Annotated in this window: 12 protein-coding genes; 7 read left to right on the top strand and 5 right to left on the bottom strand. The window is 67.9% G+C overall.

Annotation, left to right across the window (positions count from 1 at the left end):
- Positions 1–8: 8 nt before the first annotated feature.
- Genes ACI48D_RS11535 through ACI48D_RS11525 form a run of 3 tightly spaced genes read right to left on the bottom strand, consistent with a single transcriptional unit; the run spans position 9 to position 1,236 of the window.
- The gene (locus ACI48D_RS11535) at positions 9–425 is read right to left on the bottom strand and encodes a CopG family transcriptional regulator (RefSeq protein WP_435571362.1); all 417 of its coding nucleotides are present in this window, start codon (positions 423–425) and stop codon (positions 9–11) included.
- Between the two features lie 60 nt (positions 426–485).
- Positions 486–686: a DUF2905 domain-containing protein gene (locus ACI48D_RS11530; protein ID WP_435571361.1), complete on the bottom strand. Its 201-nt coding sequence runs from the start codon at positions 684–686 to the stop codon at positions 486–488.
- A gap of 52 nt (positions 687–738) precedes the next feature.
- Positions 739–1,236 carry a hypothetical protein gene (locus ACI48D_RS11525; protein ID WP_435571360.1) on the bottom strand — a complete coding sequence of 166 codons (498 nt, stop codon included), beginning with the start codon at positions 1,234–1,236 and terminating at the stop codon, positions 739–741.
- A 120-nt stretch (positions 1,237–1,356) separates the two neighbouring features.
- On the opposite strand from ACI48D_RS11525, the gene ACI48D_RS11520 reads away from it, so the two are divergent.
- The 6 genes from ACI48D_RS11520 (at position 1,357) to ACI48D_RS11495 (ending at position 9,536) form a co-directional block, all read left to right on the top strand.
- Positions 1,357–2,562 carry an ABC transporter substrate-binding protein gene (locus ACI48D_RS11520; RefSeq protein WP_435571359.1) on the top strand — a complete coding sequence of 402 codons (1,206 nt, stop codon included), beginning with the start codon at positions 1,357–1,359 and terminating at the stop codon, positions 2,560–2,562.
- Positions 2,563–2,564: 2 nt separating this feature from the next.
- Entirely contained in the window at positions 2,565–4,958 is a 2,394-nt protein-coding gene (locus ACI48D_RS11515) for a PAS domain-containing sensor histidine kinase (RefSeq protein ID WP_435571358.1), read from the top strand.
- A 151-nt stretch (positions 4,959–5,109) separates the two neighbouring features.
- The gene (gene uvsE / locus ACI48D_RS11510) at positions 5,110–5,988 is read left to right on the top strand and encodes a UV DNA damage repair endonuclease UvsE (protein WP_435571357.1); all 879 of its coding nucleotides are present in this window, start codon (positions 5,110–5,112) and stop codon (positions 5,986–5,988) included.
- A gap of 117 nt (positions 5,989–6,105) precedes the next feature.
- Entirely contained in the window at positions 6,106–7,017 is a 912-nt protein-coding gene (locus tag ACI48D_RS11505; RefSeq protein WP_435571356.1) for a bestrophin family protein, read from the top strand.
- 4 nt (positions 7,018–7,021) lie between these two features.
- Positions 7,022–8,527 carry an acetyl-CoA hydrolase/transferase family protein gene (locus ACI48D_RS11500; protein ID WP_435571355.1) on the top strand — a complete coding sequence of 502 codons (1,506 nt, stop codon included), beginning with the start codon at positions 7,022–7,024 and terminating at the stop codon, positions 8,525–8,527.
- 31 nt (positions 8,528–8,558) lie between these two features.
- Positions 8,559–9,536 carry an alpha/beta fold hydrolase gene (locus ACI48D_RS11495; RefSeq protein WP_435571354.1) on the top strand — a complete coding sequence of 326 codons (978 nt, stop codon included), beginning with the start codon at positions 8,559–8,561 and terminating at the stop codon, positions 9,534–9,536.
- An 85-nt stretch (positions 9,537–9,621) separates the two neighbouring features.
- Here ACI48D_RS11495 and ACI48D_RS11490 read toward each other — a convergent pair whose 3' ends face one another.
- On the bottom strand, positions 9,622–10,305 hold the full coding sequence (locus ACI48D_RS11490) for a hypothetical protein (RefSeq protein WP_435571353.1): 684 nt from the start codon (positions 10,303–10,305) through the stop codon (positions 9,622–9,624).
- A 150-nt stretch (positions 10,306–10,455) separates the two neighbouring features.
- Positions 10,456–11,730, bottom strand: a complete 1,275-nt coding sequence (locus tag ACI48D_RS11485) for a serine hydrolase domain-containing protein (protein WP_435571352.1) — start codon at positions 11,728–11,730, stop codon at positions 10,456–10,458.
- A 108-nt stretch (positions 11,731–11,838) separates the two neighbouring features.
- Here ACI48D_RS11485 and ACI48D_RS11480 point away from each other — a divergent pair, with 108 nt between their 5' ends.
- Positions 11,839–12,825 (top strand): LLM class flavin-dependent oxidoreductase, encoded by a 987-nt coding sequence (locus ACI48D_RS11480; protein WP_435571351.1) that lies wholly within the window; start codon positions 11,839–11,841, stop codon positions 12,823–12,825.
- Positions 12,826–12,951 lie beyond the last annotated feature (126 nt).

Below are 12,951 nucleotides of genomic sequence, written 5' to 3'. Positions count from 1 at the left end.
GTTATTCCTCAGGATTGGATGCGGTCGGCAAGCGCCGCCTTGACAGCGTTCGAGGCCAGGAAGGCCCCCAGCACGTGGATGGAGGCGATCGCCTGGCGCGCCAGCTCGGGCGTGACGTCGTCGTCGATGGATGCCAGGCCGAGCACGTGGATCTCGAGCCGTTCGCCGGCGGCGACCGTCTTTTCCAGCTCGGCCTTCGCGTAACGCTGCATGCCCATCACGTAGCGCTTGCGCGTCACGGTCTGGCGGATCGCCTCGCCGTGCAGCTGCAACTGGTTGCGGATCGCCATGCGCACGAAGTCGGTCCGGTTCGTATAAAAGCCTTCCTCGACCAGCAGGTCCATCTGCGCGAGGTCGACCAGGCCAAGGTTGATCGTGACCTTTTCGGTGTCGGGAAATTTTGGCTTTGCTTCGACAAGTTTCATAAAATACTCTCCTTATACGCCATATGGAGTATAGCCGGAGTATTTCAAGCGCTATCTTGCTTATCGGCGGAAAAACCACAGCAGCAGCGAGACCACCACCGAGATGACCAGGCAGGTCACGATCGGGAAGTTGAAGCTGAAACCTTCGCGGACGATGTGGATGTCGCCGGGCAAGCGGCCCAGCGGCAGGCGGCGCAGCCAGGGCCAGGCGAGGCCGGCGGCCAGGAGGATGAGGCCGGAGATGACGAGGAGTTTTTGCATCGTATTCCCGTCGTTCCCGCCTGCGCGGGGACGACGTGTCGTGGAATGGCAATCAAGCCGAGGAAGCCCCACCCTTGTTGGTCGGCGGCGGCACCTTGCCGCTGCTGGGGTCACCCCCGGTCAGTGAAGCTCCCTCGCCGCTGCTGGTGCCAGTCCGGCTGTCGTCGGCGCTGGCCGCTTCGCCCAGGCCGGTGCCGCCGGCCACCGCCGCGCCCGCGCCAGGGCTCAGTTGTTGCCCCTGCGCGGCGCCGTCGGGCTCCTGCCGCGGCGCGCCCGATCCGCCCCGGTTGCCGGCACCGGCCATCCGCGCGCCCGCCGCGGCATCGGTGCCGCCCACCTTGCCCGCGACCTCGCTGCCGACCTTGCCCGACTGCCCCTGCACCGGCTGGGCGCCGCCCGGCGAGCTCGTATCGCTGCGTGAAGCATCTTTTTGCTGGTTTGCCATGTCGATCTCCTGTGCGTCGTTCGCAATGGTGACCATTCTGCCGAACTTGCGGCAGGCAGCGCGCGCCCTAGCCTGCCAGCACTTGGTCACGCACTGCAGTTGCATGTCGGCCACAACTTTGTTATCAATTCCTATATAGAAATATTACGATCTGCGAAGAAAGCCGGGGCAAGTCAACAAAAAAGTTAAAATGACTGCCCCCCATTTTTAAACTTCATCCTTACAGTGAATACTCGATTCCCGCCTTCCCGTCTGGTCCGCTGGCTGCGCCGCAGCCTCGCCTGTGCCGTCCTGTCCGGCGGATTGGCGCAGGCGGCCGGGCCGCAGCCGGTGCTGCTGGGGATCGACGGCGAGTTTGGACTGGACAACAGCACCTCGGCCCAGGCCGTGGAACTGGGCATGCGCACCGCGATCGCCGAGATCAACGCGGCCGGCGGCGTGCTCGGCGGACGCCCGCTCGAACTGGTGACCAAGGACCATCGCTCGATCCCTGCGCGCGGCATCCGCAATATCCAGGAATTCGCGCGCATGCCGGGCCTGGTGGCCGTGTTCGGCGGCCGCTTCAGCCCGGTCATCATCGAGGAGCTGCCGACCCTGAAGTCGACCCGCATCCTGTTCATGGCGCCGTGGTCCTCGGCCGACGCGATCGTCGACAACGACATGCGGCCGAACTACGTCTACCGCCTGTCGCTGCGCGATTCGCTGGCCATGCCCAGGCTCCTGCAGGCGGCGCACCGGCGCCGGCTGGACCGGGTCGGCCTGCTGCTGACGAACACGTCCTGGGGCCGCAGCAACGCCGAGGCGGCCGAGCGGGCGGTGCCCGCCATCCACGGCATGACGATCGCCGGCACGTCCTGGTACAACTGGCGCGACAGTTCGCTGGTCGGCAAATACCAGCAGCTGCGCGCCGCCGGCGCCCAGGCCATCGTGCTGGTGGCGAACGACGACGAGGCGGCGGTGCTGGTGCGCGAGGTTGCCGCGCTGCCGAAGGAGCAGCGGCTGCCGATCCTGAGCCACTGGGGCGTGACCGGCGGCGAATTCGCCAAACTCGCCGGCCCGGCCCTGCAGCAGGTCGATTTTTCCGTGATCCAGACCTTCAGCTTCTGGAAGGCCGACCCGGCGCGCGTGCGGCGCTTCCTGGCCAGCGCCGCCAAGGTGTCGCCGGTCAGGCGCATCGAGGACATCCAGGGCCCGGTCGGCGTGGCCCACGCGTATGACCTGACCCACATCCTGGCGCTGGCGATCGACCGGGCCGGCAGCACCGACCGCCGGCTTGTCCGCGACGCGCTCGAGCATCTGCCGGCCTGGCGCGGCCTGGTCAAGAACTATGCACCGCCCTTCACGCCGGCCCGCCACGAGGCGCTGGGGCCGGGCGAACTGCTGATGGCACGCTACCGCGACGACGGCGTGCTGGTGCCGGCCCAGGAGTAAGGATGGCGCCGGCTTCCCGTCCCGCCGGGCTGTCGCGGCGTTTCGCGATCGCCGCCGCGATCCTGACCGCGGCCGCCATGCTCCTGATTTCGATCGTGTCGCTGTGGCTGATCGACCGCCAGCGCGAGCGCGCTAACGACCTGCTGCAGCAGCGCGAGGTGAGCTTCCACGCCACCACCGTCGGCCACAATCTGGAAGCGCTGAGCACCCGCCTGAAGGACGTCGCGGCCAGTCCGATCCTGGCTACCGCCCTGGTCGACAGCGCCGGCAAGGAAACCTACCTGACACCCTTCCTGCACGGCCTGCGCCAGATGAACGGGATTCCGGTGCAGGTCCTGTTCACCGATTTCGAGGGACAGAAAATCGCCGACAACGGCGGCACCGGCTTCGGCGAGCGCGAAGCCGCCTGGCTGCGCGAGCGCCTGGCCAGCGGCGACGAGCGCCCCGCCCTGCTGGACGGCGAACTGGTCGGGGTCTACCTGCTGCGCTACACGCGCACTCGCACGCCGGAAGGCGCGCTGATGTACAAGATCCGCCTGGCCGACCTCAAGCCGACGCCGTGGGCCGTGCTCGGACCCGGCAATGCGCAGCGGCCGCAGGCGCGCGAGATCAGCGCGCCGGTACCGCTGCCGTCCGGCCTGGCCCACCTCGGGCTGGTGCTGCGCGAGGACGAGCGCCGGCTGGCCGAGCCGCTCGGCACGCCGGCGCCGCAATACCTGCTGGTCGGCGCGATCACGGTCGCGCTGGCGCTGCTGGTGTTCCTGCTGGCGCAGCGCCTGGCGCTGGGCCTGACGCGCGACCTGCGCGGCCTGGAAGCGTTTTCGGCCAGCCTGGGCGACGCCGGCATCAGCCAGCAGCGCGCGCCGCTGGAGGGCAGCCGCGAGGTGGTCAGCCTGGCCGGCGCCATCAACCGCATGCTCGACCGCCTGTACGAGCAGCACGCGCACCTGGAGGCGGAGCGCCGCAAGTTCCACCAGCTGTCGAACAACATCCCGCAGCTGGTGTGGATGGCGGACCCGGACGGCAACATCCTCTGGTTCAACGACCGCTGGTACGAGTTCGCCGGCGCCGAGCCGGGCAAGGTCGCCATCGAGGACTGGCAGAAACTGCACGACCCGAACGTCCTGCCCGAGGTCATGCGCCGCTGGCGCCAGGCCATCGTCAGCGGCCTGCCCGACCAGATGACCTTCCCGCTGCGCGGCGCGGACGGGCGTTACCGCAGCTTCTTCTGTTCGATCGCACCGCTGCGCGACGCCGGCGGGCGCATCCTCCAATGGTTCGGTACCTGCACCGACGTCAGCCAGCTCGAAGAGGCCGAGCGCGCAGTGCGCTACAGCGAAGAGCGGCTGCAACAGGGCCTGGTGGCGGCGCGCATGGCGGTGTGGGAGCGCGATCCGGTCAAGGGCTCGGTCAGCTTCTCGGCCAACCTGCACAGCGTGTTCGGCAAGCACTGGAGCAATGTCGCCGAGCTGTGGGAGCTGGTCCATCCCGACGACCACGCGCAGCTGGCCGAGAGCGTCGAACAGGCCGTGCGCGAAGGCGGCGTCTACCGCGCCACCCCGCGCATCCGCCGCCCCGACGACGGCCGCACCATCTGGATCGACATCCGCGGCCGCCTCGGCCTCGGTCCGGACGGCCGCAGCACGGTGGTCCACGCGATCGCGGTCGACATCACGGAACGCAAGCATGCCGAGGAAGCGCTACAGCTGGCGGACCGCCGCAAGGACGAATTCCTGGCGATGCTGGCGCACGAGCTGCGCAATCCGCTGGCGCCGATCGGCAGCGCGGCCGATATGCTGCGCATCGCCTATTCCGGCGAACCGCGCGTCAAGCAGATCAGCGAGATCATCGCGCGCCAGGTCGCCCACATGCGCCACCTGGTCGACGACCTGCTCGACGTCTCGCGCGTGACGCGCGGCCTGGTCAAGATCAACCGCCAGCCGACCGACCTGCGGCGTGTGGCAAGCGAAGCGGTCGAGCAGTCGCGGCCCCTGGTCGAGGCGCGCCGCCACCAGCTGGAGGTGGCGCTGCCGGACCATGCATTGATGGTCGACGGCGACCATACCCGCCTGGTGCAGGTGGCGGCCAACCTGCTCAACAACGCCGCCAAGTACACCCACGAAGGCGGCCGCATCGCGGTCGTGCTGGACGAACACGAAGGCCGGGCGCGCCTGACCGTGCGCGACAACGGCACCGGCATCGGCCCCGACCTGCTGCCGGTGGTATTCGACCTGTTCACCCAGGGCTCGCGCACCCTCGACCGCGCCCAGGGCGGCCTCGGCCTCGGCCTGGCGCTGGTGCGCAAACTGGTCGAACTGCACGGCGGCCAGGTCGCCGCCAGCAGCCCCGGCCAGGGCCAGGGCAGCACCTTCACCGTGACCCTCCCCCTCGTTTGATGTAAAACAGACCGGGGTCAGAGCCCGATTTTGGGCAATTGCCAAAAATCGGGCTCTGACCCCGGTTTGAAGAAATTGCGGCACGGCACGCGTTTGACCGGGGCAGCGAATCGTTGGAACATGGCCTGCCCATCAACGATTCTGCTGCACTATGTCTCCTGAGCTCGGCCTGGTCTGCATCACGGTATCGAAGGACGTCCGCTACCGCACCGTCACGCGCAAGCGCTTGCTCGAGCAGTCCGACGCCGGACAGCGCAAGGTGCTCGACGATATTTACCGCGACAACATCCAGACCCTCGACGGCGCCCTGCAGTACTGCAAGCGCGAAGGGATCCGCCTGTACCGCCTGCCATCCTCGATCTTCCCCTTCTTCGACGAGGATGTCGGGCGCGAGGTGATGCAGGCGCTGGCACCCAGCCTGGCGCGCACCGGGCAGCGCGCCACCGAACTCGGCCTGCGCCTGGTGATGCATCCCGACCAGTTCGTCGTCCTCAGTTCCGATTCGGCCGAGGTGGTGGCCAACAGCGTCAAGATCCTGCAGATGCACGCCGACATCATGGACCTGCTGCAGCAGCCGCGCTCGCCCTGGGCGGTGCTCGAGATCCACGGCGGCAAGGCGAACCGCAGCGACGCCTTGGTCGAACGCATCAGGGATCTGCCCGACCCGATCCGCCTGCGCCTGTGCCTCGAGAACGACGAGTACGCCTACAATGCCGAGCAGATCCACGACGTCTGCACCCGCGCGCAAGTGCCGATGGTGTTCGACGCCCACCACCACATCGTCAGCGAAAAGCTGTCCAGCTACGATGACCCCAGCGTGGCCGAGATGTTGAAGAAAGCCCGTGCGACCTGGCCGGATCCGGCGCAGCAGCTGGTGCACATCTCGAACGGGCGCGAAGGATTCAACGACCGCCAGCACGCGGACCTGATCGCGATGATGCCGGCGTCCTACGCCCACGCGCCGTGGATCGAGGTCGAGGCAAAGAACAAGGAAGAAGCGATCGCCGGGCTGCGCAACTGGCTGAATTAGCAAACAGTCACGCTGCGCCGCACCATTCAAGGACCATATAGCTGCCATCAGGAATCATAATTAGTCAATCCGCCCCGCCGGGTTCAGAATGGATGTGCTTCTGTTACCGAATAAGACATGATCGTCCGCGACCGTCCTTCCCCGCTGCGCCTGTTCCTGATCATGCGGGGATCGGTCCTGCCGAACATCTGGACAAGCCTGCTCGGCACCACCCTGCTGGCGATCGCCGTCACCTTCACCCAAGGCACGCTGTGGGGCCACAAGATCGCGATCGGCGCGGTCCCCTTCACGCTGATGGGCCTGCCCCTCGCGATCTTCCTCGGCTTTCGCAACAACGCCGCCTACGACCGCTACTGGGAAGGCCGCAAGCAGTGGGGAGAACTGGTCCTGCGCAGCCGCAACCTGGCGCGCCAGTGCCTGTCGCTGGTCGATGAGGATGCGCTGCGCACCCGCATGATCCGGCGCGCGATCGCCTACGCGCACGCGCTGCGCCACCGCCTGCGCCGCAGCGACCCGGCCGCCGACGCCGCGCCCTGGCTGGAGAAGGTCGAATGGGAGCGCGTGCGCCACCTCCCCAACCTGCCGCACGCGCTGATGCTGGAGATGGGCGCCGACCTCGGGACGCTGGCGCGCGCGCGCCGCATCGAGCCGTGCCTGGTCCCGGCCCTCGACGCCAGCCTGTCGGCGATGACCGGCGTGGCCGCCGCCTGCGAGCGCATCCAGGGCACGCCGATCCCGTTTTCCTACACCCTGCTGCTGCACCGCACCGCCTACCTGTACTGCGTGCTGCTGCCTTTCGGCCTGGTCGACGCGATCGGTGACCTGACCCCGGTGGTGACGCTGCTGGTCGCCTACACTTTCTTCGGCCTGGATGCCCTCGGCGACGAGATCGAGGAGCCGTTCGGCACCTCCGACCACGACCTGCCGCTCGAGGCCATCTGCCGCACCATCGAGATCGACCTGCGCACGGCGCTCGGCGACCCCACCCTTCCCCCACCCCTAATGCCGGTCGACTACCGGCTCAGCTAGCACAATGAAGACTGAATACCTGGATCGAATCCGCTGCGCCCGCCTGCGCGCACGCGTCACGGGCGCCGACAACGCCGCCAGCTGGATCAAGGACGGCATGACCGTCGGCATGAGCGGCTTCACCCGCGCCGGCGACGTCAAGCTGGTGCCGGCCGCGCTGGCCGAGCGCGCCCGCCGCGAACCGATGAAGATCACGCTGCTCACCGGCGCCTCGCTCGGCAACGACACCGACAAGCTGCTCACCGAAGCGGGCGCGCTGTCCCGCCGCATGCCCTTCCAGGTCGATCCGGTGCTGCGCGCCGCCATCAACCGCGGCGAGGTGATGTACATCGACCAGCACCTGTCCGAGACCGTCGAGCAGCTGCGCAGCCACCACATCAAGCCGGTCGACGTGGCGGTGGTGGAAGCGGTGGCGATCACGGAAAGCGGCGCGATCATCCCCACCACCTCGGTCGGCAACAGCGCCAGCTTCGCGATCCTGGCCGACAAGGTCATCGTCGAAATCAACCTGGCGCAGACCACCGGCCTCGAAGGCCTGCACGACATCTGGATCCCGAAGAAACGTCCGATGCGCGAGCCGATCCCGATCATGTCGGTCGAGCAGCGCGCCGGCACTCCCTTCATCGAGATCCCGCCGGAAAAGATCGTCGCGATCGTGATTACCGACCAGCCGGACAGCACCTCCTCGGTGCTGCCGCCGGACGAGGAGACCGCCGCCATCGCCGGCCACCTGGTGCGCTTCTTCGAGGACGAGATCATCAAGGGCCGCCTGACCCCCAGCCTGCTGCCGCTGCAGGCCGGCATCGGCACCATCGCCAACGCCGTGCTGGCCGGCTTCGTCGACAGCCCCTTCCACCACCTCACCATGTATTCCGAGGTGCTGCAGGATTCGACCTTCGACCTGTTCGACGCCGGCAAGCTCGAATTCGCTTCCGGCTCCTCGATCACCCTGTCGCCGGAAAAGAGCGCGCAGGTGTTCCGCGACTTCGCGCGCTACAAGGACCGGCTTGTGCTGCGTCCGCAGGAAGTGTCGAACCATCCGGAAGTGATCCGGCGCCTGGGGATCATCGCGATCAACACCGCGCTGGAAGCCGACATCTACGGCAACATCAACTCGACCCACGTCGGGGGCACCCACATGATGAACGGGATCGGCGGCTCGGGCGACTTCGCGCGCAACGCCTACCTGTCGGTGTTCGCCACCAAGTCGACCGCCAAGGGCGGCCGCGTGTCGTCGATCGTGCCGATGGTGTCGCACGTCGACCATACCGAACACGATGTCGACATCGTCGTCACCGAACAGGGCCTGGCCGACCTGCGCGGCCTGGCGCCGCGCGAGCGCGCCGAGGTCATCATCGAGCGCTGCACGGCCGAGCCGTACAGGACCATGCTGCGCGAGTACGTGAGGGAAGCGCAGCAGCGCGGCGGCCAGACGCCGCACGTGCTGGAAAAGGCGTTTGCCTGGCACCAGCGCTACCGCAACACCGGCAGCATGCTGACCGGCGATTGACGCCTGTGCGTGGTTTAGTGTGCAATAGCAAATGACCACGCATTCCACTTCGACACCCGCACCGACACCGAAACGCCGCCTGCGCAAGCTCCTGCTTGCCATTGGCGGCCTTGTCGCCATCGCCCTTGCGCTCGCCCTCGTGGCCGTGCCGCTGGCGCGCAACATGGAGCACGGTCCGCTCGACGCCAGCGCGCGGCGCCAGGCACCCGGGCAGTTCGTCACGCTGTCGCACGGCATCGTCCACGTGCGCATCGCCGGTCCCGAGCAGGGGCGCCCGGTGATCCTGGTGCACGGCTTTTCGGTGCCCAGCTATGTGTTCGACAAGACCAGCGCCGACCTGGCAGCCGACGGCTTCCGGGTGATCCGCTTCGACCTCTACGGACGCGGCTGGAGCGACCGTCCCAAGGTCGACTACGACCGCGAGCTGTTCGCCAACCAGGTCGTGGAGCTGATGGATACGCTACAGATCGCCAAAGCCGACCTGCTCGGCCTGTCGATGGGCGGGGCGATCGTCGGACGCTTCGCCGCCGAGCATCCGGAGCGGGTGCGCAGCCTGGTGCTGGTGGCGCCCCTCACCCGGCCGCACGACATCGGCGTGATGGCCTGGCCGGGCGTGGGCGAGTGGCTGACGCGCGCCTGGTTCCTGCCCTCGCTGGCGGCCAGCCAGCTCGAGGACTTCGCCCATCCGGAGCGCGTGGCCGGCTGGGCCGAACGCTTCCGGCCGCAGATGCGCTACGACGGCTTCGGGCGCGCAATCCTGTCGACCATCCGTCATCTTTCAGTGGAGTCGTCGGTGCCGGATTTCGAGAAGGTCGGCAAAAGCCGCCTGCCGGTGCTGCTGGTGTGGGGCGAGAAGGACAAGACCGTGGCCTACGCCGAGCACGCGGACGTGCGGCGCGCGATCCCGCAGGCGCAATTCGTTGCGCTGCCCGGCCTGGGCCACCTGCCGGTGGTCGAAGACCCGGCGGCGACGCATCCGGCCATTGCCGCCTTCCTGCGGCAGCATTGAAGCGCCTCCGGCATAAAAAAACGCCAGCCCGCGGGCTGGCGTTTGTCATTGCGCGCTGGCGCGCCAACAATGAGCGAGAGAGCGATTAGTAGCCGCGGCCGCCGGTACCGCCGGTGCCGCCGCTGGTGGTGCTGGTGCCGGTACCGGTGGTGCCGGTGCCGGTGGTGCCGGTAGCGCTGGAGCCGGTGCCCGAGCCCGAGCCCGAGCCGGTGCCGCTCATGCCGGACGAACCGCTCATGCCCGACGAACCGCTCATGCCGGACGAGGTGGTGCCGCCGGCGCCGGTGCTGCCGCTCATGCCGCTGGTGCCGCTCGAGCCGGAGCCCATGCTGCCGCTGGTGCCGCTGGTGCCGGACGAACCGGTGCCCATGCTGCCGCTGGTGCCGCTGCTGCCGGACGTGCCGGTACCCATGCTGCCGCTGGTGCCGCTGCTGCCGGACGTGCCGGCACCCATGCTGCCGCTGGTGCCCGAGGTGCCGCTGCCCATGCTGCTGCCCGAGGTGCTGGTGCCACCCATGCTCGAACCGCTGCCCGAGCTGGTGGAACCGCTGCTGCTCGAGCCCGCGCTGTTGCTATGCTTGCGAGTATGCTTCTTCTTGCTGTGCTTCTTGGTCGACGATTTGCTGGTGGCCTGGTCTGCCTGTGCGCTGGCGTTGGTATCGCCGGTGGTCGAAGCGTTGCTGCTTTGCGCCTGAGCGCTGCCGACACCGAACATTGCCATTGCAACGGTAGCTCCCAGCAGGCCCTTCAGTAACTTATTCATTTTCATGTCGCTCTCCTAATGTATATGGGGCAAAAAGCTCAACAATATCAACAAGATGCATTGAGGACTCGCAGTGTAAAACGGTCCCGGCAAAGCGTGCGCGCGTTAGCCGTACGGCAAAAGAACCGCTCGCGGGAAAGCGACATTTCGTAAGGATTAGTGCATGGTTGCGACTGCCGGCGCACCCGTCGGCGCGGCCACCGCGGCGGCCTGGGCCGCCAGCGTGCCCAGCCTGGTGTACAGTTCCAGTACCTTGCTCTTGTCGTCCGGGTAGACCCGGTTCGACAGCAGTACGTAGAAGGCGCGCGAACCGGGGTCGATCCACAGGACGCAGCCGGTGAATCCGGTATGGCCGTAGCTGCCGACCGGGAACAGGGTACCGCGCGGCCGCACCGCATACGGCGAGGCGATGTCCATGCCCAGGCCGCGCAAGGCCTCGATGCCGGCCGGCGATTGCGCCGTGGTCATCAGGCGCACGCTGTCCGGGCTGAGGATGCGCACGCCGTCCAGTTCGCCGCCCCGCAGCAGCATGCGGGCATAGCGCGCGACGTCATGGGCGGTGGTGAACACGCCGGCCGAGCCGGCCACGCCATCCATGCGGCGCGCGGTCGGATCGTGCACCACGCCCTGCAGCAGCTGGCCGGGCGCGAGGTCGCCGTGGCCCGCGCCGCCGTCCTCCCTGCCCTTCTGGGTCGGCGCGATCAGCGCCGCCGGCACATGCGCGGCGCTGCCGGTGCGGCGCAGCGGAGAATAGCCGGTGTCGCGCATCTGCAGCGGTTCGAAGATGCGGGTGCGCGCGAAGTCGTCGAGCGGCATGCCGGACACCTTCTGCACCAACTGGCCCAGCAGGATGTAATTGATGTCCGAGTAACGGAAGAAGGTGCCGGGCGGATGGGTCACCGCCTGGCTGCAGGCCAGCGCGTGGGCGGCGGCGTCGCCATGCCAGGCCGGTCTGGCCGGCAGGCCGGACGGCAGGCCCGAGCTGTGGGTCAGCAGGTGCCGGATCGTGATGGCGTCCTTGCCGCCGTTCGCGCATTCCGGAAAGTAGTCCACCAGTTTCGCGTCGAGGTCGATCCTGCCCTCTTCCGCCAGTTTCAGGACCGAGGGCGCGGTGGCCAGCACCTTGCTCAGCGAGGCAGCGTCGAACAGCGTGCCGGTGTCGACGGACCGCGCCTCCGGCTCGTAGCTGAGCTTGCCGTAAGCCCGCTCGTAGGACTCGCCGCCGCGCTCGAGGTGGACCACCGCGCCCGGCAGTTGATGGGCCGCGATGGCTTGCAGGACGGCGGCGTCGATCTCCGGGAAGCGCGCGGCATCCAGCTGGGCGGGCTGCGCTCCCGCACCCATCGAGGAGCGCGGCGGCGAGGCGCAACCGGCAAGGAACACGGCGACGGAGGCGGCGGCGAACAGCAGGCGAAGGGAAGAACGTGGCATGGACGGCCCGGGCAGGGATTAACGAAGGGCAATCATAGGCAGGGCACCAAGCGGGGTCAAGCGGGGGCACGGCCGGCGAGAAAAATCCGATCGGCGTATCATGGCCCCATGATTCCTCTCTCAATACTCGACCTCGCCCCCATCGTTGAGGGCGGCACTGCTTCCGATTCCTTCCGCAACTCGCTCGACCTTGCCCAGCATGGCGAGCGCTGGGGCTACCACCGCTTCTGGCTGGCCGAACACCACGGCATGCCGGGCATTGCCAGTGCGGCAACCTCCGTCCTGATGTGCCATGTTGCCAACGGCACCTCGACGATCCGCATCGGCGCCGGCGGCATCATGCTGCCGAACCATTCCCCGCTCGTGATCGCCGAACAGTTCGGCACGCTCGCATCGCTGTTCCCCGGCCGCATCGACCTCGGCCTGGGCCGCGCGCCCGGCTCCGACCACACCACCGCGCGCGCGCTGCGCCGCAACCTGGCGTCCGACGCCGATGAGTTCCCGCAGGACGTGGTGGAACTGATGGATTACTTTGCCGACTCGCCGCGCCGCCAGGTACGCGCCGTACCCGGCGCCGGCCTCGACGTGCCGGTCTGGATCCTCGGTTCGAGCCTGTTCGGCGCCCAGCTGGCGGCCGCCCTCGGCCTGCCGTACGCCTTCGCTTCGCACTTCGCGCCGCAGATGATGATGCAGGCGATCGAGCTGTACCGCGCCACCTTCCGCCCGTCGGCCCAGCTCGACAAGCCCTACGTCATGCTCGGCTTTAACGTATTCGCGGCCGATACCGACGCCGAGGCGCACTTCCGCGCGACCTCGATGCAGCAGGCCTTCATCAACCTGCGCAGCGGCCGTCCGACCAGGCTGAAACCGCCGGTCGAAGGCTATCTGGAATTGCTGAGTCCGCCGGAGCGCTCGATGCTGGACTCGGTCCTGTCGTGCTCGGCCATCGGTGCGCCGGACACGGTCGCCGCCCAGCTCAAGGCCTTCGTCGAGCGCACCGGCGCCGACGAACTGATGATCACCTCGCAGGTCTTCGACCACGCGGCGCGCCTGCGCTCGTACGAGATTACGGCCGGGCTGATGGACAAATCGTAATGTGCTCCGGTCAACCTGGAGTGTGCCGGAATCGTTGTTTCGGTTGACTGGCGAACAGTCGGCAGCGTTCGCCAGGCATACGCTGTAACCATCAGCGGCCGACCGGCTGCCATCTACCGGAGAGAT

Origin of the sequence: Massilia sp. LXY-6 (genome assembly GCF_051233485.1) — a bacterium.
Lineage (GTDB): Bacteria > Pseudomonadota > Gammaproteobacteria > Burkholderiales > Burkholderiaceae_D > Telluria.
Note: the sequence above shows the minus strand (reverse complement) of the source record. Positions and strands in the feature narration are given on the sequence as shown.